We start from the raw sequence: 24025 nt of genomic DNA on the forward strand, positions 1-24025 counted from the left end.
TGCGGAGGGTTTTTCAATGGCCAGACGCTTCAGGCGGGCGTGGCGATGATGAAACGCGCCCGCGCACCCTCCCAACTGCAGGGAGGATTCCGCGAACAGATGGCGCACATCGCTGGGAGAAGAGATTAGGGCGGATGCGGAACCTGGAGCTCGTTTCCGAGCGATCGCGTTTCGCGGTTCAACTCACCCCGGACCTACGGTCCGACCTTCCCCGCAAGGGGGAGGGTTATCAGCTCCCGCTCTCCCAACCCCCTTGCCGCGAGCGCTATCTCCGGGCGGCCTCTGCCGGTCCAGCGTTCTTCCGCCGAAAGCCGCGCTGTCTGCGCGTCCCACTCCGCGCGGCAGGCGACCAGAGAGGCGTCCCGGTCGCGAAAGCCCCAGCCGAGGCCGTCGTCGAAGAAGATCTCGGTGTCGTTCGTGCCCGCCTCCGCCCCGGCAAACAGCGTCAGGTCGACGGCCGTGGCGTCGTGCGGGGCCGTGTCCGGCCATCGGGTGGCGAGCGGCAGGATCGCGCCGGAGCGCACCATCACGGGCAACTGGCCGAGCGGGGCGGCGACCTGCGCCACCTGGCCGCCTTCGAACACTTCGCCGGAATGGAAATCGTGCCAGCCGCCCGGCGTGCGCGGCAGGAAGACGCGGGCGTGATAGGTGCCCTGCTCGACCACCGGCGCGACCAGCACGTCCGGTCCGAGCATGAAGCAGGTCGCGTCCGCCCGGCATTCGACGTCGTCGAAATGGTAGAAGGCGGGCGCGATCACCGGTGTGCCGTCGCGGTGCGCTTGGAACGCAAGCGAATAGAGAAGCGGCATCATCCGGTAGCGCAGCGCCAGCGCGGCGCGCACCCGGTCCGTGACGTCGGGGTGCATCCACGGCGTATTGGTCGGATCGGTAAGCTGCGGCTTCCACGAATTCATCACCGCGCGCGGATGCAGCGACATCATCTCGACCCAGCGCACAAGGAGTTCCGGACCGGCCTTCGGCCCGTCGAAGCCGCCGATGTCGTGGCCGGTGAAGGGCATGCCCGACAGGCTCATCGACAGGCCCTGGCGCAGGTTCCATTTCAGCGTGTGCCAGCTCGTGCGATTATCGCCAGACCACGTCTCGCCATAGCGCGCGATGCCGATCGGCCCGGCGCGAGAGATGGTGTAGGGCCGCCTGTCCGGCGCGCGCTCCAGCGTGACCTCGAAGGTGGCGCGGCTCATCAAAAGCGCGTGCAGCGGCCTGACCTCGATCGCCGGAAGCGGAGCGCCGAAGCCGTCGACGGTGGCCGTCTCGTCCCACAGCTCGCATTCGTTGTTGTCGTTCCACGCGGCCGTGAAGCCGGCATCGAGCACCTGCGCCGTGATGCCTTCCTTCCACCAGGCGATGGTCGTCTCGTTGGTGAAGTCGAGGCTTGAGCCCTTGCCGCCCCAGAACATCTCCACCGCCGGCTGGCCATCGGCACGGCGGATGAACCAGCCCTCGGCCGCGGCCCGCGGATAGGCGGGATGTTCGGTCAGGAGCACCGGCTTGACGTTGGCACAGGTGTTGAACCCGAGCTCGCCGAGGCGACCAAAGAAGCCGGCGCGGTCGGGAAACTTCTCCTCGTTCCAGGTGAAGACGTAGCGGCGCCCATCGGCCTTCGTGGTGTATCCCGAGCCGGAATGGATGGCGCTGATCGGGATCGCGTCGGCGCGGCAACGCTCGGCGAAGCCGGCGATCACCTCCTGCGCATTGGGAGCGTCGGCGTGGTGCATGGTGGTGAAGGAAAAGCCCATCGACCAGCGCGGCGCGAAATGCGGCCGGCCGGTGAGATGCATCAGCCTCGGCACGACGTCGCGCACCTTCGGCCCGGCGATGACGTAGAGGACCAGTCCCTTCTCCTGCACGTCCACGTGCCGGTAGTGCGGGTGGTAATTGGAGTGCTCGGCGCCGAGGTCGAAGGTGATCTCCGACAGCGTGTCGTAGAGGAGCCCGGCCGCGCCGCCGGCCTCGCTTTCGGCGATGACGAAGGGCGCGTGCTTGTAGAGCGGGTCCTGGGTCTCGGCATCGTAGCCGAGTGCATCAGTCTGCAGGCACCTGAGCCGCTTGCCAGTGTGGTCGAGCGGCCCGGCCTTGTCGCCGAGCCCGTAGTGCCGGTCGTCCAGCGTGCGGGCGTGGAAATGGCGGAAGACGCCGCGTTTCTCGAACCACTGGTAGGCGCCAGTGGGACGATCTGCCACCACCGTACGCCACTCGTCACCCTCGCGGCGGCGCACGGTCAGCGCCAGCGGGGACGGTTGTATGGAGATCTGCCAATCCTCGTCGAACTGAAACGTGTGCGGGTCCTCGCCGCTCGCCGCGAGCGGTTCGAAACCCTCGGTCGAAAGCCGGTCGCGACCGGACCATGGCACGTCGCCTTCCGGCGCGATCATCCAGGTGCGGTCGACGGCGAACCCGCCTTCCGGCACGACCGCGATGCGCAGCAGCCAGCCGGCGAGCGCGTCGATGCGCAGCGTGAATCCGGAGGAGAGCGGGGCAGAGAGGCCGCCTGCCCCGACCGTGAGAGGTTTTGCGAGAGAGATGAAAGACATTGAGGGCTACACCGCCTCCCCGATCACCAGCCGCTTCTGCGCGACGCCGTCCGACTGCCGGAAGAGATGCGTGAATTCTGGCCGTAGGACGAAGTGGGTTGTGCCGCCGCGGCGGATCGCGGTCTGGCCGGGAATGTGCGCCGTGAGCTTCGTGCCGTCGGCCGCCTCGCAGTAGAGATAGGACTCGCCGCCGAGCTGCTCCACCGAATGAACAGTGACGGGATTGCCCTCCCCGCCGCCGATCTCCAGATGGTCGGGCCGGATGCCGAGCTGCACGGCTTCGCCCGTCTTCAGCACCTCGCCCGAGACCGCGGCGCGATAAGCGTTGCCCGCGGCGTCCTTCAGCCCGACGCCCTCGGCGTCTATGTCGGTCACGGTGACGTCGATGAAGTTCATGCGCGGCGAGCCGATGAAGCCGGCGACGAAGGCGTTGGCCGGCGTGTTGTAGAGGTCGAGCGGAGACCCCGCCTGTTCGATGCGGCCGTCGCGCAGCACCACGATCTTGTCGGCCATGGTCATGGCCTCGACCTGGTCGTGCGTGACGTAGATCATGGTGTTGCCGAGGCGCCGGTGCAGGCCGGAGATCTCGCCGCGCATGGTGACGCGCAGTTCCGCGTCGAGGTTCGACAGCGGCTCGTCGAACAGGAACACGCGCGGCTCGCGCACCACCGCCCGCCCGATCGCCACGCGCTGGCGCTGGCCACCGGAAAGCTGCTTCGGCCGCCGGTCGAGATAGGCCTCGATCTGCAGCATGCGCGCGGCCTCCGCCACCCGTGTCTCGATCTCGGGCTTCGGCGTGCGGATGTTTTCGAGCCCGAAGGCGAGGTTCTGGCGCACCGTCATGTGCGGGTAGAGCGCGTAGGTCTGGAACACCATGGCGAGCCCACGCTCCGAGGCCCGCTGCTCGTTGACGCGCTGGCCGTCGATCCTCAGTTCGCCGCCGGTGATGTCCTCCAGCCCGGCGATCATCCTGAGCAACGTGGACTTGCCGCAGCCCGACGGCCCGACGAAGACGCAGAACTCGCCGTCCTCGACTTTCAGGTCGACCCCGTGGATGGCACGCACCTGGCCATAGTCCTTGACGAGATTGTCGAGCTCGACGACGGCCATCACTTCACTCCCGACTGCGCGATGCCCGCAGTGATGTATTTCTGCAGCACGGCGAAGACCAGCGTGATCGGCAGGAGCGTCAGCACCGTCATGGCGAGCAGCGGCGCCCAGCTGGTCTGGAGATCGCCCTGGAAGGAGTTCAGCGCGAGTTGCAGCGTGAACTCCTCCGACCGGTTGAGCACGATCAGCGGCCACAGGAACTCGTTCCAGCGCCACATGACCGAGAAGATGACGAGCACGGCGAGCGCGGGGGCGGCGAGCGGCAGCACGATGCGCCAGTAGACCCGCCATTCCGATGCGTGGTCCATCCGCGCCGCGTCGAGCAGGTCGTCGGGGATGGTGAGCATGTATTGCCGCAGAAGGAAGACGCCGGTGGGCGTCGCCACGGCCGGCCAGATCACGCCCCAGGGCGAGTTCACCAGCCCCAGCTCCGACACGACGAGGAAGATCGGTACGAGGTTGATCGTGGGCGGGATCATCAGCGTCGCGATGATGAGAATGAAGACGGCGGTGCGGCCCCGGAAGCGGTATTTCGAGAGCGCGAAGGCGGCCATCGAGTTGAACAGCACCGTGATGATCGTCGCCACCACGGTGATGAAGACCGAATTCCAGAAATAGAGCGCGAAGTTGAAGCGCTCGAACAGCACCGTGTAGTTCTCGGCCGCCAGCGCGAACTCCCGCACCGGCACCCGGTCGTTGATGTTGACGTTGATCCGCTCGCCCGGATTTTCCGGATCGACCATCTGCGAATTGAGCCCGATGCGGCGGATCTGCGCCAGCACCTCGCCCGCGCGCTCGCCGCCTGTGACCCTGAAGAGCTGCAGCGGCTCCTCGTAGCCTTCGACGGTGACGCTGACGGGCGCCAGCGGCAGCAGGCTCGGCGGGTATTCCTGGAGCGCGGATTCGGTCTTGAACGACGACAGCGCCACCCAGAACACCGGCCCGAACATCAGGACCACCGCCAGCGCCAGATAGCCCCAGGTCAGCCAGTCCGTCAGGTCGAACCGTCCGCGTCCGCGCGTGCGGGTGAGGAAGGAGAGGACGTTGCTCATTCTATCCCTCCGCCTGCCGCCGCGTCGCGGCGAGTTGGAGCAGGGTAAGCACCAGAAGCACGGCGGCCATCAAAAGCGAGGCAGCGGCGGCGAGGCCGAAGAGTTGCGGGCGGTAGGCGAAGCCGGTCTCGTAGATGTACTGCAAGAGCAGCGTCGTGGCCGAGCCGGGGCCGCCGCCGGTCAGCACGAATATCTCGTCGAAAGCCTGCACGGCGCGGATGAGCGAAAGCACGATGACCACCACCATGGTCGGCATCAGGAGCGGCATGGTGATCTTCGAAAACACCCGCCACTTCGAGGCACCATCCATCTCCGCCGCCTCGTAGACGTCGGAGGGGATTGCCTGCAATCCGGCGAGCAGGATCAGCGTGTAGAAGCCCATGTGCGCCCAGATCGACACGAAGACGATCCAGAAGAAGGCCCAGTCGGCCTCCACCAGCCAGTTGGTCACCGGAAGCTCCCAGGCTTCCAGGCCGGCGTTGAGCACGCCGTAGCGCTGCAAGATCCATTTCCAGATCAGCGCCACGACGACCGGCGAGAGCAGCACCGGATAGAAGAAGACGGAGCGGAAGAACCCGCGCAGCGGGATGTCGCGATTGAGCACCATCGCGGTGACCAGCGAGAACAGGATCATGAATCCCACCTGCAGGATCACGAACCAGCCGGTGTTGTGGACCGCACGCCAGAAGATGTCGCGGGCGCAACTGTTGGGGTCGAGATAGCTCTCGCAGGCGAGCAGCGACTGGAAGTTTTCGAGCCCCACATAGGGACGGTCGGGAAGAAGGATACGGTCGCTGCCCGTCGTGGCGTAGAAAAAGTTCAGGAAGATTGGCAGGAAGGTGAAGAGGCCGAAGATCAGCAGGTTGGGGAACAGGAAGACCCAGGCGATCCTCTGCGCGCCGGTCATCTTCTGGAGCGCCAGCATCGGCCGCTCGAACAGCTCGAAGGCGCCGCGATAGAGCCAGGAGGCTCCTGCCGTCACCGGTGCGAACATGGCCGTCCCATCGCCTGGCGGTCTCCTCGGCGGGACCTTCCCCCCGCTGGCGGGGAGAAGGAGGCTTCGATGGCTTGGTTGGGCGGTTACTTCGCCGCCGCGACCGCTTCCTTGACGTCCGTGTCAACGCGCTCCAGCGCCTCGTCCAGCGTGGATTCGCCGACGATCGCCTGCGTGACGCGCGTGGCGATGGCGTTCATGATCGCACGGTTGTTCTTGTAGCCCTGGAACTGGAAGGCCACGGGCGAGAACTCGGAAAGCGCGCTGGCGAAGGTCGTCAGCGCCGCCTTCTCGTCTTCCGACGCGTTCTCGTAGTCGATGCCCTTGACCTGCAGCGACTGGTTGGCCGGGATGTTCTTGGTCTTGGCCAGCACTTCGGCCTGCACGTCCTCGCGCGAGATGAACTCGATCAGCTTGCCGAGTTCCTCGGGCGACTTGGTGTGCTTGAAAGCCGCGATCGCCGCACCGCCGGGGATGCCGGTGCAGCCGCCGGGACCGCAGGGTGCCGGCACGGCCACCCAGTCGAAGGCGTCGCCGATATCGCGGCCGAAGCGGCCGATCTGCCAGGAGCCGGAGACGTACATCACCAGCGAGCCGTTGGTGAATTCCTTGGCCGCGTCCTGATAGGACGATCCGCCGGCGCCGGCCCAGACTTCCTTGGCCACCGTGCCATCGTTGTTCCACTCGACGAACTGCTCCGACCAGCCGCGGAAACCGTCGTCGACGGTGATCGGGTTGCCCTGGTCGTCGAACACCTTGGCACCGTAGGAGATGGCCGGACCCATGTAACGGTGGCCGGAGCGGTCCATGGCCATCGGATAGGGCGTCTGGGTCTTTTCGGCGACTTCCTTGGCGGCCTTGGCCCAGTCCTCGTAGGTCGCGCCTTTGCCAGGCATTTCCACGCCGGCCTGGTCGAACAACGTCTTGTTCACGAAAGGCCCGGTCGCCGTCTGCTGGTCCATGATGGCGTAGATGCCCTTGTCGTCCGGGCCGTTGACGCGGGTCCAGGCCAGCGTCTTGCCGTACTGCTCCTCGATCTTGGCGGCATCGGAGACGTAAGGCGTCACGTCGAGCATGTACTGCGCGAGACCCCCGAGATCGGTGACGCGGGCGAGGTCCGGCCCTTCGCCTGAGGCGAGTTGCAGCGGCAGGCCTTCCACGATCGACTTGTAGGGCACGACGTCTACGGCGACGGTGGTGCCGGGATTCTCGCTCTCGAAAGTCTTGAACGCTTCCGACCAGGCGTCGCATTCGACGCCGTCCTGATAGCAGGCGAAGCGCAGCTCGGCTGCCGAAACGGGCACGGCCGCGAACATGGCTGCGAAAGCAATTCCGGAGAGCAGGTGGCTGGTTTTCATGTCTTCCTCCCTGGGGTGCATCGGCGCATTCGGCGGTGTGGCCGACTGTCTCGGTGCTGCGAAATTCGTATCTTGTGTCTTATACAAGAGTCAATCGAACGCTCCCGAGGACAGGGCAACAGGCGCCCCGCTCCGCCAAGCGAGCGGTTCGAACGATCATCTTTTCATGACAGGACCATGAAGGCCAGAGCCTACGAGACGTTCGGCGGAAGCCGTGGCGCTAGCCACGAATGGCAGCCGCTTCCGCTGAGATCGCGGCGCGCATGCCCTCGGAAAGCATTCGGTCCAGCCTTCCGGTGAGGGCTTCCCGCCAGTCGCCAGAGGCGGCGAGCTTCTCGGGAAACAGGCCGGGAAGCGCGAGCAGTTCTCGGACCAATGCCGCGGCGTCCCCTCCCGCGCTGGCGATCCGTCCGGAGATTTCGCCCTCGCGAGGGTCGCGCAGGAGGTAGGTCTCCCCGCGCTCGTTGACGCCGGTCGCATAGCGCATCCAGGCGGCGACCGAGAAGGCATAGGCATCGATCGGCTGGCCGCGTTCCTGTGCCACCAGGGCCGGCTCGAGCAGCCGCTGCGGCAGCTTCTGCGTCCCGTCCATGGCGATCTGATAGGTCTGGTGCGCGATGGCGGGGTTGGCGAAGCGCTCCCTCAGGTCCCGCGCATAGTCCGCGAGGTCGATGCCGGGCACCGGATCGAGCGTCTTCGCCGCCGCGTCCATGTGGCGTTCAATGACCGTGACGAGGTCGGCATCCTTCATGCAGTCGCGCACGTAGCTGTGCCCGGCGAGGTAACCCGCATAGGCCAGCGTGGAATGCGCGCCGTTGAGCATCCGGAGCTTCATCTTCTCGTAGGGCGCGACGTCCGTCACGAACAGCGCGCCGCCGGCCTCCCAATCCGGGCGCCCGGCGACGAAGTCGTCCTCGATGATCCACTGCGTGAAGGGCTCGGTCTCCACCGCCGCGCGATCCTCCTGGCCGGTCAGGCGGGCCGCGTCGGCGAGCGTGGTATCGGTGCCGGCCGGCGTGATGCGGTCGACCATCGTGGATGGGAAGCTGACATTGGCCTCGATGAACGCGGCGAGACCGACGTCGCGCTCGCGCGCGAACTCCAGCACCAGCCGCTTCACGACCTTGCCGTTGCTGGGGAGGTTGTCGCAGCACAGCACCGAGAAGCCCGGCCGGCCGCTTTCCTTGCGCAGCCGCAGCGCCTCCACGATGTAGCCGACCGCGCCGACAGGGTGTTCAGGGTCTCTCAGGTCGGCGGCGATCGCCGGATGCCCCCGGTCGAGACCGCCGGTGCGCCCGTCGAGCCCGTAACCCTTCTCCGTGATGGTGAGGCTGACGATCCGCGTTTCGGGTGCGGCCATCGCGGCCAGCACCGCGTCCGATTCCCGCGGCGCCACCAGCACTTTGGCGATGGAGCCGATCACCCGCGCCGAGACGCCTTCAGGACCGCGCACCAGAAGCGTGTATAGCCCGTTCTGCGGGTTCATGGCGTCGGCGACGTCGCCGGAGCGCAGGCTGACGCCGGTGATCATCCAGTCGCCGCCAGAGGCACCGAGCGCATCGTCCGTGCACACCGCCTGATGCGCCTTGTGGAACGCGCCGGTGCCGATATGGACGATGCCGGATTTGAGGGCGGCGCGGTCGTAGGCGGGGGTGGCGACGGTGGAGGGCAGGTCCGATGCGACGGAGAGGCGGGTGGTCATCGGGCGGAACGCATGTGCAGGTTTGCAGTCCGGTTGTCCCAACGTCTCAAAAGGCTGTCGGGTTCAGACATTTCCTGCGCGAACGGCGGACGAATCTCGCATGACTCGTGGGCTGCAGAAAGCACCCCCTCACCGCCTCGCTTCGCGAGCCACCTCTCCCCCTGCTCGGGGGAGAGGATACGCAGCTTCGGCATCGCGCCAATGCCTTTGCGCACGAGCGAGATTGGGGCGGCGCTTTTCCTCTCCCCCGGGCAGGGGGAGAGGTGGCCCGAAGGGTCGGTGAGGGGGTGCTTTGCGATGCCGGCAAGAGTCATGAGAGTTTCACCGCCCAAAATTCAGCCCCGCCATCACCCCGCGCAGTTCCGCCAGGCCTTTCAGCCGGCCGATCGCGGGATAGCCGGGCTGGGCGCCGCGGTGGAGATCGTCGAGGATGTCCTGGCCGTGGTCGGGCCGCATGGGGATTTCGGCGTCCGCCCTGCCCTCGCCGCGCCGCCGCTTCTCCTCGTCGAGGAGGGCGGCCACCACCGCGACCATGTCGGTCTGGCCGGAAAGGTGCTCGTCCTCGAAGAAGGAGCACGGCGTCTCTTCCGTGTCGCGGCGCACGTTGCGCAGGTGCACGAAGTGAATGCGCGGCGCCAGCCGCCGCACCATCGCCGGCAGGTCGTTGTCGGGACGCGCGCCGAGCGAGCCGGTGCAGAAGGTGACGCCGTTGGCGGAGATGTCGACGGCGTCGAGCACGGCGACATAGTCCGCCTCTCGCGACATGATGCGCGGCAGGCCGAGCAGCGGGAATGGCGGGTCGTCGGGATGGCAGCAGAGCCTGAGCCCCAGCCGCTCCGCGTCCGGCGCGACCTCAGCCAGGAAGTCGATCAGGTTCTTGCGCAGCCTGTCGGGGCTGATGCCGTCATAGGTCGAAAGATGCTCCTGGAGTTCGGGCAGCGACCAGCTTTCGACCGCGCCGGGCAGACCCGCAGTGACGTTGGCGGCGAGTTCTTTTCTGCGGTCCTCGCTCATGGCGCGGAAGCGCTTTTCGCCTTCCGCCGCCACTTCCGGCAAAAAATCTTCCGCCGCGCCGGAGCGCTTGAGGATGTGGATGTCGAAGGCGGCGAAGTCGAAAAGGTCGAAGCGCATCGCCTTTCCGCCATGCGCCACCGGCCAGGCGAGGTCGGTGCGCGTCCAGTCAAGCACCGGCATGAAGTTGTAGCAGATCACCTCGATACCTGCTCGCGCCAGGTTTTCGAGGCTGCGGCGGTAGTGCACGATATGGGCGCGCCAGTCGCCGGTCTGGGTCTTGATCGCCTCGGAGACGGGTAGGCTTTCCACAACCTCCCACTTCAGGTGGTTCATCGAGCCGTCGCCGGCAAACGCCACCTCGCGCTGCCGCTTCTCGATCTCCTCGGGCCGCCAGATCTCGCCGGTCGGGACATGATGAAGCGCGGTGACGATGCCCTCGACGCCCGCCTGGCGCGCATCGGAGAGCGTCACCTTGTCCCTAGGACCGAACCACCGCCACGTCTGCCGCATCGAACCTCCCCGCAAGCGCAAGCATGTATCGGGTTTTTGCCCGGCAAGTGCAATGGGGACGGCGATTCCGGCCCGTCTTCCGGCGTGGATATGTAAGCGCGCGGCGTCAGTACTTCTTAGGCACGTAGAGCTCCGGCGGCAGGGTGGCGCGCTCGTAGTTCGGGTTGAACACCCGGTCCGGCAGCGTGATCTCCTCGTGCGGGACCGGCTCGTAGGGAACGAGGCCGAGCAAATGGTCCATGCAGTTCAGCCGCGCCCGCTTCTTGTCGTTGCCCTCCACGATGTACCACGGCGCCTCGGGAATGTTCGTGCGCGCGAACATTTCCTCCTTGGCCTTGGTGTAGGCCTCCCAGCGCACGCGCGACTGGAGGTCCATCGGCGACAGCTTCCACTGCTTCATCGGGTCGTGGATGCGCATCAGGAACCGCATCTGCTGCTCCTCATCGGTGATAGAGAACCAATATTTGACCAGTCGGATGCCCGACCGCACCAGCATGCGCTCGAATTCGGGAACGTCGTCGAAGAACTGTTCCACCTCGTCGGGCGTGGCGAAGCCCATGACGCGTTCCACGCCGGCGCGGTTGTACCAGGAGCGGTCGAACAGCACGATCTCGCCGCCGGCCGGCAGATGCGGCACGTACCGCTGGAAATACCACTGCGTCTTCTCGCGGTCCGACGGCGCGGGCAGCGCAACGACGCGGGCGATGCGCGGATTGAGCCTCTGGGTTATGCGCTTGATGACACCGCCCTTGCCGGCCGAATCGCGGCCCTCGAAAAGGACGACGATCTTCTCCTTGGTATGGGCGACCCAGTCCTGCAGCTTGATCAGTTCCGACTGGAGCCGGATCAGCTCGCGGAAATAGGTCTGGCGCTCGATCGTGTCGGGATGCGCCTTGCGGTAGATCTTGCGGATCTCCATCGAAAGCGCCGGCTCGGAGAGTTCGAACTCGTAATCCTCGTCGATCGTGTCGGCGAGTTCCGCCTCCAGCCAGTCGAGGCCGTCGGCCGCTCCGTTTTCCCTGTTCATCCCGTCACTCCGCCCCGGTTTCTCTGCGATCGCGTCGTCACCCATATGTCGCGGCAATGACGGAATTATTGCAAACGCCCGCGATCCGGCAGCGGACCGCGGGCGCCTGGAAAGGGGCGCGGAAGCGTCAGACGTAGCGGTTGACGATGTTCTCCAGATACTCCTGCCGGCCCGACTTCGGCTGCGGCTCGATGCCGTTCGACAGAACGTGCTCGGAAATCTGCTCCAGCGTGCCGTTGCCCGACAGCATCGCCTTCGCCTCGCCGGACTTCCAGCCGGCGTAGCGCTCCTCGAGCGGACCCGACAGTGCCTTGTCCTCGATCATCCTGGCGGCGGCCTTGAGGCCGCGAGCGCAGCAGTCCATGCCGCCGATATGGGCGTGCAGCAGGTCCTGCGGGTCGAGCGACTGGCGGCGCAGCTTGGCGTCGAAATTGGTACCGCCTGTCGTGAAGCCGCCGCCTTCCAGGATCTGGTAGAAGGCGAGCGCCATCTCCGGCACGTTGTTGGGGAACTGGTCAGTGTCCCAGCCCGACTGGTAGTCGTTGCGGTTCATGTCGATGGAGCCGAAGATGCCGAGCGCATTGGCCATCGCCAGCTCGTGCTCGAACGAGTGCCCGGCCAGGATCGCGTGGCCCTGCTCGATGTTGACCTTGACCTCGTTCTCCAGCCCGAACTTGCGCAGGAATCCATAGACTGTCGCCACGTCGTAGTCGTACTGGTGCTTGGTCGGCTCCTGCGGCTTCGGCTCGATGAGGATCGTGCCCTCGAAGCCGATCTTGTGCTTGTAGTCGACGACCATCGCCAGGAAGCGGCCGGCCTGCTCCATCTCGCGCTTCAGGTCGGTGTTGAGCAGCGTCTCGTAGCCTTCGCGGCCGCCCCACAGCACATAGTTCTGGCCGTCGAGGCGCTTGGTGACGTCGATGCAGCTCTTCACCGTCGCGGCGGCGTAGGCGAAGACGTCCGGATCGGGATTGGTCGCGGCACCCGCCATGTAGCGGCGGTGCGAGAAGAGGTTGGCCGTGCCCCAGAGCAGCTTGACGCCGGTCTCCTCCATTTTGCCGCCGAAATAGTCGGCGATCTCGTCGAGCCGCGCGATGCTCTCCTTCAACGTCTCGCCCTCCGGCCGCACGTCGGCGTCGTGGAAGCAGAAGAATGGGGTACCGAGCGCGGAGAACATCTCGAAGGCGACGTCGGCCTTGAGCCGCGCGAGGTCCATCGTGTCCGTGCCGCCGGCCTGCGGAAACCACGGCCGCTCGAACGTCTGGCCGCCGAAGGGGTCGCCGCCGGGCCAGGCGAAGGAGTGCCAGTAGGCGACGGAGAAGCGCAAATGGTCTTCCATGCGCTTGCCCATCACCACTTCGTCCTTGTCGTAGAAGCGGTAGGCGAGCGGATTGGTGCTGTCCGGCCCCTCGAATTCGATTTTGGCGACGTCGCCGAAGAAACCGGTGCTCATGGCGTAACTCCCTTGATGGCAGGATAAAGCGCGCGGAAGCGCCCGTAGGCTTCCGCATAGGCGTCGGCGAGGCCGCCGTCGGGCTCGATGGTCTCGGCCGTGTCCGGCGCGGTGCAGACGGCGACCGGATCGGCGCCGGTGGCCGCGATCAGCCCGAGTCGTGCCGCCCCGAAAGCGGCGCCGAAATCACCGTCGGCCGGCAAGTCCACCGGAACGCCGAGCGCCGTGGCGATCGATTTCAGCCAGTAGCGCGAGCGCGATCCGCCGCCGATGGCGGTGACGCGATCGAGCGTGGTCCCGGCGGCTTTCAGCGCCTCGAGATTGTCGCGCAGCGCGAATGTGACGCCCTCGACCACCGCCTGGGTCAGCTCCTTCTGACCGGACTGGTGCCCGAGACCGACGAAGGCGCCGCGGATCGCAGCGTCGTTGTGCGGCGTCCGCTCGCCCGAGAGGTAGGGAAGGAAGGTGACGCCCGTCGGCGCCTTGAGGTCGTCGCCGAGTTGCTGCGTCAGGTCGCCGGCACTTTTCCCGGTGACGCCCGAAAGCCAATTGAGCGAATCCGTCGCCGACAGGATCACGCCCATCTGGTGCCAGGTGTCCGGCAGCGCGTGGCAGAAAGTGTGGACCGCGCTTGCCGGGTTGGGCAGGTAGGCATCGGTGGCCGCGAAGAGCACGCCCGAGGTGCCGAGCGACACGAACGCATGGCCGTGCCCGACCGTGCCCATGCCGCAGGCCGAAGCCGCGTTGTCGCCGGCGCCTCCCGCCACGACCACGCCGCCGCCCATGCCCCATTCGGAGGCGAGTTTGCCGCGCAGCGTGCCGCCGGGTGCAGTGCCTTCGACGAGCCCGGGCATGTGGCTCTCGTCGAGCCCGGTCGCGGCGAGGAGTTCGCCAGACCATCTGCGCTGCGCGACATCGAGCCAGGCGGTGCCGGCCGAGTCCGACATCTCGGAAATGTGCTCGCCGGTGAGCCAGAGGCGCAGATAGTCCTTCGGCAACAGCACCTTTGCGACCTTGCCAAAAATGTCCGGCTCGTTGTCCTTCACCCAGACGAGCTTCGGCGCGGTGAAGCCGGGGAAGACGATGTTGCCGGTGATCTCGCGAAAGCGCGGGTCGGCGTCGAGCCGCGCCGCCTGTTCGTGGCTGCGCGTGTCGTTCCATAGGATGCAGGGGCGCAACGGCTGGTCGGCGGCATCGAGCAGCGTCGCGCCATGCATCTGGCCAGACAGGCCGATGCCCCTGACGGCAGCGAGGTCGCGCCCGTGCGAGGCCTTGAGCGCGCCGACCGCTTCCTGGGTAGCGCGGATCCAGGCGGCAGCGTCCTGCTCGGACCAGCCCGAATGCGGCCGCGATACGTCGAGCGCGCCGGTCGCTGAGGCGAGGATGCGCTGATCGGCGTCGATGAGGAGCGCCTTGACCCCCGACGTTCCGAGGTCGAGCCCGAGATACATGCGTTTCTCCTCCCGGCGCGCTTCTTGCCGACGCGCCGCATCTCCCTCGCCGGCCCGTGGATCTGGTCGGACCAGAGTGAGCCGGCACGTTACTCATAGCAAAAAACGCCCCGCTGAAAACCGGGATTCCGGCCAACCGCGAAGATTTTTTTCGTCCGTCGGAATAATTCAGCGCGACAGCGCGGGAGTGGCCATGTCCTCGGCCCGGCTGGCGAAGAGCTGCGACAGCGGACTGTCGGGCCGCAGTTCCTTCCGCTCAGAGGCGAGCGCCACGGCGAGCGGACGGTTGCCCGACCGCAACGCAGCCTCGATCAGCGTCAGGTCGAGCACGTCGCGCTGGGCATGGCTGCCGCCGAAGCGGTGCGCCAGGCCGCGCAGCGGCTTCAGCAGGCGAACGGTGGTGGCGAAATCGCCGTCGCCGAAGGCCTTGATCGCCCGCGCCGCCGGCAGACCCACGTCGCGCGTGAAGGACGCGTTGTCGTCGCCGCGCGAAACCGCCTCCTCCTGCGCCCGCAGGAGGGTATCGGCGAGATCGGAGCGCCCCGCGCCCACAAAGGCCATCATCGCGTGTGCGTCGTTGAAGGCATAGTTGCCCGCGGTGGCGAAGGGCGCCCAGAGGTCCGCCAGCCGCGCCCAGCGCCTGCCGGCATCGACGCCGCGCAGGTAAAGCCGCCACAGCAGCGCGGAGGCGTCGACCATGTTGAGCACGAAACTCGACTGACCGCCCTCGACCGGACCATCGTAGAGCGCCAGCATCTCGTCGTGGTCACCGAGATCGTAATGGAAGAGCGACAGGTGCCACCAGTTGTGGACCTTCATTAGGCTGTCCGTCGACCAGCGGTCCGGGTCGTTGCGCATCCAGGCGATGCCGTCTTGCTGGCGGCTCTGCATCTCCATGACGTGTGCCACCGCGTGCTGGCCCCAGCCGTCGCGCGGCTCGAGTTCCACCGCGCGGCGCCCGACTGCCTCGGCGCGGGCATAATCCCCGGTCTCCTCCAGCCCGAAGGCATAGGCCGACAGGATGGCGTGGTAGCCCGGCATGGCCTCGTCCCATTCCGGCACCGCGCGTGCGATGCGGTCGCGCAGCATGCGGGCATTGCCGGTGAAGAAATCGATCTGGTGGCCGGCCTGCAGGGCAAGCGCGTCGCGCGGATGCTCGAGCGTCAGGTCTTCCAAAATCTCGGACGCCCGGTGCCAGTGCCCGTCAACCAGGGCGCCGAGCGCGGCGACATGGCCTTGTTCGCGTGCATTGGCAGGCAGCGCTGCCACCGCCGCATGGATGTCGCGCGCCGCCGCGGTGGCGGCCGGATCGGTGGCGAGCCCGAAGAGCCAGCCCTTCAGCACATGCGCCATGACGAAGCCCGGGCTCTGCGCGATCGCCGCGTCGGCATGGGCGACCGGGTCGCCCACGAAACGCTGAAGTCCGGACAGCCCGGCCTCGTAGCGTTCCGCGCTCGCCGTGTCGGCCCCCGAGAGGGCAAATCCCAACCGGTCGTGCATGGTCATGAAACCCTCAGTTTCCCGTCCGGACGGCAACCGTCGCCACGCCCGCCCCGATCAGCAGCGCTCCACCGGTCCGGTTGAAGGCGGAGACGATCTTCGGATTGCGGATCGCGTTGCGCGCCCGCGACGCCACCAAGGCGTAGCCGAAGGCGTTGGCGAAAGCGAGGCAGAGGAAGGTCGTCTCGAAGATGACCATCTGCGCGAGGAAATCGCCGTGCCGGTCGATGAACTGCGGCAGGAAGGCCACGAAGAAGGTGATGCTCTTGGGGTTCAGCGCCGTGACCAGCCAGGCATGCGAGAGCATGCGCACGGACGAGACGCTGTCGGTGCGCGGGCTGGCGTCGAGCCTGCCGCCGGCCCGGAAGAGCTTGATGCCGAGCCAGACCAGATAGGCGGCGCCGATCCACTTGAGCACCGTGAAGACGGTGGCCGACGCCATCAGCAGTGCCCCGATGCCGAGCATGGAAAGCGTCATCGCGGTGAAGTCGCCGAGCGCCACGCCGGCTGCCATCGGCAGGGCGGTGCGCCACCCCTGCCCCAGCGCGTAGGAGACGACGAGCAGGATCGTCGGCCCGGGAATGACGAGCAGCACCGCGGACGCGGCGACGAAGGCGAGCCAGGTTTCGAAGGACATCGGCGAACGCTCCGGTGAAGCCGAAAGCAATCCACAGCCGCGCAAGGCTGTCCAGCGGAAAAGAACACCTACTTCGGTCGTCGGTCGCCCGGACGACCGGGTCAGCCCTTCGCGTGCTTTTCCAGGAACGGCAGCATCGCGTCGAGGGTCTCGCGGGGATTTTCCTCCACGATGAAATGCCCGGCCTGGACACCCTTTCCTTCAACCGAGACGCACCAGTCGCGCCAGGCATCGAGCGGCGTCGAGGCTTGCGCCGGAAACCCCTCGTCACCCCAGAGCGCTAGCGTCGGGCAGGCGATGCTGCTCCCGGCCGCTATGTCTGCCTCGTCGATCTCGCGGTCGATGGTCGCGCCGGCGCGGTAGTCGTTGCAGGCGCCGTGGACGTGGGCCGCATCTGCGAAGCACGCACGGTAGTCGGCGAGCGCATCCGGATGGAAGGCCGAAAGATCCTTCGAACGCGTCCAGCTCGCGATCGTGTAGTCGAGAAAGCCCTCCGGATCGCCGCAGATCAGCCTTTCGGGCAGCGGCTCGGGCTGGGCGAGCATGAACCAGTGGTAGGCGTTCATGGCGAAGGCTACGCTCATAGCTCGCCACATGACCGCGGTCGGGACGATGTCGAGCACCACCAGCGCCGTCGTCGATTTCGGATGGTCGAGCGCGAGGCGGTAGGCGACGCGTCCGCCGCGGTCGTGGCCGGCGACAGCGAAGCGGTCGAAGCCGAGCGAGGCCATCACCGCAACCGCATCCTTCGCCATCATGCGCTTGGAATAGGCCTGGTTGCCGGCATCGTTGGGCGGGCAGGACGAACGGCCATAGCCGCGCAGGTCCATCATCACGCAGGTGAACCGCTCCGACAGAGCCTGATAGACGGGGTGCCACATCACGTGCGTCTGCGGAAAGCCGTGCAGCAGGAGCAGCGGCGGCCCCTCGCCGCCTACGCGCGCGAAAAGCGACGCTCCATCGGCCTCTGTGCGGATTTCGCGGCTGCCGGGAAAAAGATCGGACATGGCGCGAGCCTAATCCGCCCCGGCGGGGACGGCAATCGGCCGGTTCCCCGCTCCTGACATGTCGGCAACGTGGCTTCGCGTCTCAGTTCCCGCCGTCGAGATACCCTCGCGCGATCGCCGCCATCTCTGCCGGCGACATGCTCTCGCCATGCCCGCCATGCGCGATCCGCACCGGCAGGTCGAGAATGCGGCGCATGGTCTCGCGATACGTGTCCGGGTCGGAATCCGGCAGGTCGTCGATCAGCCCGCCCGGATAGATGGCATCGCCGCTGAAGAAGAGACCGTCCGTTTCGTCCAGGAGCCCGATCGAATCCGGCGAATGGCCAGGCAGCGACAGCACCGCGAAGCGCCGGTCGCCGAGATCGACCTGGTCGCCCTCGGCCAGGCGTCGCGTCAGGGGCGCCGGGCGCAACGAATAAGCCGACTGGTCCCACCCTTCCTGCGGCGGGTGCTCGACCCCGCCGGCAAAGCCGCGGAACATGTCGGCATAGGTCGACGCGTCCGGCATGGTGGCGAAGGCGTCTGCCGAGGCCGCCGGGCCCCACCTGTCCTCAAACTCGTGCATGCCGCCGACGTGATCGAGATGGATGTGGGTGGCGAGCGCGATCACCGGCTTGCCGCAGGTGATCGGAACCCGCGCGACGAGCGGAGCGAGCCCCATGCCGCTGTCGACCAGGACGTCGCAATCCCTGCCTTCGAGAAAGTAGACGTTGGCGCGGAAGTAATCGTGCACCGCCGGCTCGGTGAAGAGCGTCAGACCGGGCGTCAGCTGGCGTTTCGCGAACCATGGCGGCATCAGCATCGTGTCCCTTGCGGCGGCTGGACCATTCGTTTGCAGGCTTTGTACACTTGTTAAACGAATGTCCAATGACCATTTTCAAACCACTCGCCGGGCGCATCTCCTCCCGTTGTCCGGCGGGTGTTCCCCTCTGGAGGTTTTGCCCTTCTTGGCACTCCAACCTGGCCGGGTCCTTCGCGGATCCGGCCTTTTTTCTGACGCTCCCGCAGGCGAGCCGAGCTTCACACAACTTTACATTCGCCCGCAATCGCGGAAACGTTGCGCGGCTAGTCTCCGACCATGGACGGCGACGGTCGTCGTCCCGAAAAAGGATTGTGAGATGGAAAACGAGATCGACAGGAACGACACGCAGGAAGGCTCGGGCATGTCGTCGGGATGGCGGCGCGGCCTTGCCGTCGGCGGGCTCGCAGTGGCCGTCATCGCGGGCGCGGGACTGGTGAACGCGCAGGCGGACGGCGGCTGGGGCGACGACGGCTGGGGCCCGCGCCATGGCTCCGGCATGCACGGACGGATGGGAGGCATGGGGTTCATGCACGGTGGAATGGGCAACATGCTGGACGAGATCGACGCGACGGCCGAACAGGAGAAGAAGATCTGGGAGATCTTCGATGGCGTCCGCGGCGACATCCGCTCGACCGCGATCGACTTCCGCAACACGCGCGGCGAGGTGCTCGAACTCCTGAGCGCTTCCGAGATCGACCGCGAGGCGGCCGAGAAGCTGCGCAGCGAACGCATCGCCGCACTCGACGAGGCCTCCCGGAAGATGACGAAGGCGCTGCTCGACGCGGCCGAAGTCCTGACGCCGGAACAGCGTGCCGAACTCGCCGAGCACGTCGGGGAACGCCGCTCCGGGCGTGGTCGCTGGTAGGCACGTCGCGAATGGGCGGAAGGAAGAGACGGGCATGGCGGAACAGGTTCTGATTGTCGACGACGACACGCGCCTTTCCGCCATGCTGGCGGAATATCTGGCCGGCAATGGCTACCGCGTCTCCACCGCCGCGACGGCGACCGAGGGCATGGCGGACATCGCCCGCCGTCCCCCGGACCTCGTCATCCTCGACGTCATGCTGCCCGACCATGACGGCTTCGAGACCTGCCGGCGCATCCGCCAGCTATCCGACGTGCCAATCCTGATGCTTACCGCCAAGGGCGAGGAGACGGATCGCATCGTGGGGCTGGAACTCGGCGCCGACGATTACCTGCCCAAGCCGTTCAACCCCCGCGAACTCTTGGCGCGGCTGAAGGCGATCCTGCGCCGGCGCAACGGATCGGCCGCGAATGGCTCGCGCGTCATGCGCTTCGGACGCCTCGAAATCGACCCGGCCTCGCGCTCGGCCCGCATCGACGGGCGCGACTGCGCCATGACCAGCTACCAGTTCGACCTCCTCGTGGCGCTGGCCGGCCATGCCGGCCGGACGCTGTCGCGCGAGCAGCTGATGGACATGGTGCGCGGCGAGGAGCTGGAGGCCTTCGACCGCTCGATCGACGTCCACGTCTCGCGCATCCGCGCCGCGATCGAGGACGACCCGAAACACCCGCGCCGCATCGTGACGGTGCGCGGCTCCGGCTACGTCTTCGCGCGCTACCAGGACGACGGTCAGTGAAGCTGAACCCATTCTCCTGGCGCAACAGCCTCTTCATCAAGATCTACCTGACACTGCTCGCCAGCCTCGCAGTGGTGGCGATAGCCAGCGCGGCCTTCGTATGGATCGGCCACGACGAGGACGACCGGGGCTGGCGCGGCCGCCGCGACCAGTTCATCGCCGCCATGCTGCCCCCGGAGGCGAGCCCGGCCGAACTCGACGCCCTGCTCATGCGCCTCGGCGGCGCCCTGGACGCCGACCTCGCGATCTACGACCGCCGAGGCCGGCTGGTCGCATCGGCGGGCGATCCGTTCCCTGACAGGATCCGCGAATGGCGCGGGCACAGGCATCACGAGGACGACGCGGACGAAGACGATCATGGCATGACCATGAGGCTCTCGGACGGGCGCATCGTGGCGGCCCGCATGGAGAGTCCGCTCGGGCCGGGCAACCGCAATCCGCTCGCCTATCTCGTCATGATCGCCGGCGTGATCGGGCTCGCCGCCTATCCGGTGGTGCGCCACCTGACGCGTCGGCTGGAAGCGCTGCGCAAGGGCGTCGACGCCTGGGGCGAAGGCGCGCTGGTGACGCGCGTGCCGGCACGCGGCTCCGACGAGGTGGCAGCGGTGGCGCAGAGCTTCAACCGGGCTGCCGACCATATCGAGCGCATGATCACTGCGCACCGGGCCCTGCTTGCCAATGCCAGCCACGAGCTGCGCTCGCCGCTCGCCCGGCTGCGCATGGCGATCGACCTCTACGAACAGTCGCATGACGAGGCGCGCAAGGCCGAGATCGTGCGCAACCTCGGCGAACTCGACGACCTGGTCGAGGAGATCCTGCTCGCAAGCCGCCTCGACCATGCCGACCGGCTCGATCACGTCGAGCCCGTCGACCTCCTGGCGCTGGCCTCGGAGGAAGGCGCGCGCAACGGCATCGAGGTGTCGGGCACGCCGGCTATCGTCGACGGCGATCCGCGCCTGCTGATGCGGCTGGTGCGCAACCTGATGCAGAACGCGCTCCGCCACGGTGCGCCGCCTGTGACGGCCGAACTGGCGCGCGCCGGCGGCAAGATCCTCTTCAGCGTGCGCGACCACGGTGAGGGCATTCCCGAAGGCGAAGGGCGGCGCGTCTTCGAGCCGTTCTACCGGCCTTCGGGCCGCGGCGAGACGGCCGGCGGCTGGGGCCTCGGCCTCTCCCTGGTCCGCCAGATCGCCGGCCACCACGGCGGCACAGTCCGCCACGAGCGGCCGGCAGACGGAGGCGCGAGGTTCGTGGTGGAGTTTCCGGATCGCGGCGGACCCGAGAACTGATCACTGAGGGCTTCGCGGCGGAGCACCCAGGGGAGACGGTCGTGCGACGAGCAAGCCGGCGGCAGAAGGTCTCATCAATCCGCTGGCCGGCTCCAGACAACTACCGCCCTCTGTGCCGTTTCCCCCCGTCACCCCCTTGAATCGAAACGCCGCCAATCTTGTTTGATTGGCGGCGTTGATTTGGTTGCGGGGGTAGGATTTGAACCTACGACCTTCAGGTTATGAGCCTGACGAGCTACCGGGCTGCTCCACCCCGCGTCAAGGATATCGGCGTTTTGCCGGCCGGGGGACAGCCCGGACTTTTTCTGGTGCCTGCGCCGGTGCGTTCCTTCGAGGGGCGGCGTCCGGGGCGGGTGGCGTTCGCGTGGTTGCGATCGCCGGGTATCGGCTGTCTTGCGAATGACGAAAGGCCGCTTGCGGCGGCCTTTTTGGCCGCTTGTGCGGCGTGATCGTGAAGTGAGAAGCTTTTGGTGTGCGATTTGTAGACCTGGCAGCGACCTACTCTCCCGCGTCTTGAGACGAAGTACCATCAGCGCTGGGGCGTTTCACGGCCGTGTTCGGAATGGGAACGGGTGCAGCCGCCCCGCCATGACCACCAGGTCGACAAAGCGCACACTAAAGTTTTCGAGAAGCTGGGGTGAGGGAGCAGGGAGTAGCGAATGGGGAGTAGGGAATGCCCCTGCCCCGGCCGCTTTGTCCGTGTTCCTCGTCTTTTCCGCCTGGTTTGCGCAGCCCTGGCCTTCCGGGCGAAGCCCGCAAGGCCGACTGGCCGTCGGCGCCGATGCGCCGCCCCGTCCGGAGGATGGCGGCGAAGCCGCGCTCATCCGTGAGGACAAACCGACCATCGCCTTCGGCGATGGGCACAAGTAATGAGAATGATCAAGCCGATCGAGCTATTAGTACCGGTAAGCTTCACACATTGCTGCGCTTCCACACCCGGCCTATCGACGTGGTGGTCTTCCACGGCTCTGATAGGGAATACTCGTTTTGAGGCCGGTTTCCCGCTTAGATGCCTTCAGCGGTTATCCGTTCCGTATATAGCTACCCTGCTATGCGGCTGGCGCCACAACAGGTCCACCAGAGATACGTCCATCCCGGTCCTCTCGTACTAGGGACAGATCCTCTCAATATTCCTACACCCACGGCAGATAGGGACCGAACTGTCTCACGACGTTCTGAACCCAACTCACGTACCGCTTTAAATGGCGAACAGCCATACCCTTGGGACCTGCTCCAGCCCCAGGATGCGATGAGTCGACATCGAGGTGCCAAACAACCCCGTCGATATGGACTCTTGGGGTCATCAGCCTGTTATCCCGGCGTACCTTTTATCCGTTGAGCGATGGCCCTTCCACGCGGGACCACCGGATCACTATGACCGACTTTCGTCTCTGCTCGACTTGTCTGTCTCGCAGTCAGGCAGGCTTATGCCATTGCACTCGACGACCGATTTCCGACCGGTCTGAGCCCACCATCGCGCGCCTCCGTTACTCTTTAGGAGGCGACCGCCCCAGTCAAACTACCCACCATACACTGTCCCGGACCCGGATGACGGGCCGCGGTTAGACATCCATATCCACAAGGGTGGTATTTCAAGGGTGACTCCACGCAGGCTGGCGCCCGCGCTTCAAAGTCTACCACCTATCCTACACATGCGAAGACGAATGCCAGTGTAAAGCTATAGTAAAGGTGCACGGGGTCTTTCCGTCTAACCGCAGGAACCCCGCATCTTCACGGGGAATTCAATTTCACTGAGTCTCTGCTGGAGACAGCGGGGAAGTCGTTACGCCATTCGTGCAGGTCGGAACTTACCCGACAAGGAATTTCGCTACCTTAGGACCGTTATAGTTACGGCCGCCGTTTACTGGGCTTCGATTCAAAGCTTGCACCTCTCCTCTTAACCTTCCAGCACCGGGCAGGCGTCAGACCCTATACGTCGTCTTGCGACTTCGCAGAGCCCTGTGTTTTTGATAAACAGTCGCTACCCCCTGGTCTGTGCCACCCCATACACTTGCGTGCAAAGGGGTCACGCTTCTTCCGAAGTTACGCGTGCAATTTGCCGAGTTCCTTCAGCAGAGTTCTCTCAAGCGCCTTGGTATGCTCTACCAGTCCACCTGTGTCGGTTTCGGGTACGGTCTATACGGAGGAGCTATTTCCCGGGACCGCTTCGACGCCCGACCAATCCGATAAGGTCGAACGACACACGCAATCCGTCACTACCTCCAGGCCCACGAATATTGACGTGGTTCCCATCGACTACGCCTTTCGGCCTCGCCTTAGGGGCCGGCTAACCCTGCTCAGATTAACTTTAAGCAGGAACCCTTGGACTTTCGGCGAGCGGGTCTCTCACCCGCTTTATCGTTACTCATGTCAGCATTCGCACTTCCGATACCTCCACGGCCCCTCACAGGTGCCGCTTCATCGGCCTACGGAACGCTCCGCTACCGCTTGCATTGCTGCAAACCCGAAGCTTCGGTGCATGGCTTTAGCCCCGTTACATTTTCGGCGCAAAGACCCTTATTTAGACCAGTGAGCTGTTACGCTTTCTTTAAATGATGGCTGCTTCTAAGCCAACATCCTGGTTGTTTTGGGATCCTCACATCCTTTCCCACTTAGCCATGACTTGGGGACCTTAGCTGTCGGTCAGGGTTGTTTCCCTCTTCACGACGGACGTTAGCACCCGCCGTGTGTCTGCCGACTAGTACTCCCGGGTATTCGGAGTTTGGTTAGGTTTGGTAAGACGGTGAGTCCCCCTAGCCCATCCAGTGCTCTACCCCCGGGGTATTCGGTCGACGCTCTACCTAAATAGATTTCGCGGAGAACCAGCTATTTCCGAGTTTGATTGGCCTTTCACCCCTAGCCACAAGTCATCCCGATCTATTGCAACAGATATGGGTTCGGCCCTCCAGTACGTGTTACCGTACCTTCAGCCTGCTCATGGCTAGATCACTCGGTTTCGGGTCTAA

At 65.9% G+C, this 24025-nt stretch carries 17 protein-coding genes, 1 tRNA gene and 2 rRNA genes (1 of these 20 cut by a window edge); 3 read left to right on the top strand and 17 right to left on the bottom strand.

The genetic code is table 11. The features are described from left to right. Positions 1-194: 194 nt before the first annotated feature. The 14 genes from BSQ44_RS22725 to BSQ44_RS22795 form a co-directional block, all read right to left on the bottom strand. The gene (locus BSQ44_RS22725) at positions 195-2552 is read right to left on the bottom strand and encodes a glycoside hydrolase family 31 protein (RefSeq protein ID WP_072607342.1); all 2358 of its coding nucleotides are present in this window, start codon (positions 2550-2552) and stop codon (positions 195-197) included. A gap of 6 nt (positions 2553-2558) precedes the next feature. Continuing rightward, a complete protein-coding gene (locus tag BSQ44_RS22730; RefSeq protein WP_072607343.1) occupies positions 2559-3662 on the bottom strand; it encodes an ABC transporter ATP-binding protein in 1104 nt (367 codons plus the stop codon). Continuing rightward, on the bottom strand, positions 3662-4714 hold the full coding sequence (locus BSQ44_RS22735) for a carbohydrate ABC transporter permease (protein ID WP_072607344.1): 1053 nt from the start codon (positions 4712-4714) through the stop codon (positions 3662-3664). Before BSQ44_RS22735 ends, BSQ44_RS22730 begins: the two co-directional genes overlap by 1 nt. Position 4715: 1 nt before the next feature. After that, entirely contained in the window at positions 4716-5639 is a 924-nt protein-coding gene (locus tag BSQ44_RS22740; protein ID WP_072608231.1) for a carbohydrate ABC transporter permease, read from the bottom strand. 155 nt (positions 5640-5794) lie between these two features. Continuing rightward, a complete protein-coding gene (locus BSQ44_RS22745; RefSeq protein ID WP_072607345.1) occupies positions 5795-7066 on the bottom strand; it encodes an ABC transporter substrate-binding protein in 1272 nt (423 codons plus the stop codon). A gap of 220 nt (positions 7067-7286) precedes the next feature. Next, a complete protein-coding gene (locus BSQ44_RS22750) occupies positions 7287-8768 on the bottom strand; it encodes a mannitol dehydrogenase family protein (protein WP_072607346.1) in 1482 nt (493 codons plus the stop codon). A 321-nt stretch (positions 8769-9089) separates the two neighbouring features. Next, positions 9090-10292, bottom strand: coding sequence for a mannonate dehydratase (gene uxuA, locus BSQ44_RS22760; RefSeq protein WP_072607348.1), 1203 nt, complete (start codon positions 10290-10292; stop codon positions 9090-9092). 106 nt (positions 10293-10398) lie between these two features. Beyond that, positions 10399-11319, bottom strand: a complete 921-nt coding sequence (ppk2, locus tag BSQ44_RS22765; protein WP_072607349.1) for a polyphosphate kinase 2 — start codon at positions 11317-11319, stop codon at positions 10399-10401. Between the two features lie 127 nt (positions 11320-11446). Next, entirely contained in the window at positions 11447-12772 is a 1326-nt protein-coding gene (gene xylA / locus BSQ44_RS22770; RefSeq protein ID WP_072607350.1) for a xylose isomerase, read from the bottom strand. Next, positions 12769-14223 (bottom strand): xylulokinase, encoded by a 1455-nt coding sequence (xylB, locus tag BSQ44_RS22775; protein WP_072607351.1) that lies wholly within the window; start codon positions 14221-14223, stop codon positions 12769-12771. Before xylB ends, xylA begins: the two co-directional genes overlap by 4 nt. A 168-nt stretch (positions 14224-14391) precedes the next feature. After that, positions 14392-15729: a tetratricopeptide repeat protein gene (locus BSQ44_RS22780; protein WP_072607352.1), complete on the bottom strand. Its 1338-nt coding sequence runs from the start codon at positions 15727-15729 to the stop codon at positions 14392-14394. 7 nt (positions 15730-15736) lie between these two features. After that, complete coding sequence (locus BSQ44_RS22785; protein ID WP_072607353.1) at positions 15737-16360, bottom strand: LysE family translocator; 624 nt, start codon at positions 16358-16360, stop codon at positions 15737-15739. A gap of 101 nt (positions 16361-16461) precedes the next feature. Beyond that, positions 16462-17367 carry an alpha/beta fold hydrolase gene (locus tag BSQ44_RS22790; protein ID WP_072607354.1) on the bottom strand — a complete coding sequence of 302 codons (906 nt, stop codon included), beginning with the start codon at positions 17365-17367 and terminating at the stop codon, positions 16462-16464. 82 nt (positions 17368-17449) lie between these two features. Then, complete coding sequence (locus tag BSQ44_RS22795) at positions 17450-18163, bottom strand: MBL fold metallo-hydrolase (RefSeq protein WP_072608232.1); 714 nt, start codon at positions 18161-18163, stop codon at positions 17450-17452. A 322-nt stretch (positions 18164-18485) separates the two neighbouring features. Between BSQ44_RS22795 and BSQ44_RS22800 the strand changes: the two genes are divergently transcribed. From BSQ44_RS22800 to BSQ44_RS22810, 3 genes are read left to right on the top strand one after another with little or no spacing between them, the layout of a single operon-like run. Next, complete coding sequence (locus tag BSQ44_RS22800) at positions 18486-19034, top strand: Spy/CpxP family protein refolding chaperone (RefSeq protein ID WP_072607355.1); 549 nt, start codon at positions 18486-18488, stop codon at positions 19032-19034. Positions 19035-19068: 34 nt separating this feature from the next. Then, entirely contained in the window at positions 19069-19770 is a 702-nt protein-coding gene (locus tag BSQ44_RS22805) for a response regulator (RefSeq protein WP_072607356.1), read from the top strand. Then, a complete protein-coding gene (locus BSQ44_RS22810; protein WP_235633293.1) occupies positions 19767-21059 on the top strand; it encodes a sensor histidine kinase in 1293 nt (430 codons plus the stop codon). The genes BSQ44_RS22805 and BSQ44_RS22810 overlap by 4 nt, the downstream gene beginning before the upstream one ends. A gap of 181 nt (positions 21060-21240) precedes the next feature. Here the strand turns inward: BSQ44_RS22810 and BSQ44_RS22815 are convergent. The 3 genes from BSQ44_RS22815 to BSQ44_RS22825 form a co-directional block, all read right to left on the bottom strand. Further along, positions 21241-21317 (bottom strand) — tRNA-Met (locus tag BSQ44_RS22815). 227 nt (positions 21318-21544) lie between these two features. Continuing rightward, positions 21545-21659 (bottom strand): 5S ribosomal RNA (rrf, locus tag BSQ44_RS22820). 275 nt (positions 21660-21934) lie between these two features. Next, positions 21935-24025 (bottom strand): 23S ribosomal RNA (locus BSQ44_RS22825) (it continues 813 nt past the right edge of the window).

It is taken from the genome of Aquibium oceanicum (assembly GCF_001889605.1).
GTDB classification, from domain to species: domain Bacteria; phylum Pseudomonadota; class Alphaproteobacteria; order Rhizobiales; family Rhizobiaceae; genus Aquibium; species Aquibium oceanicum.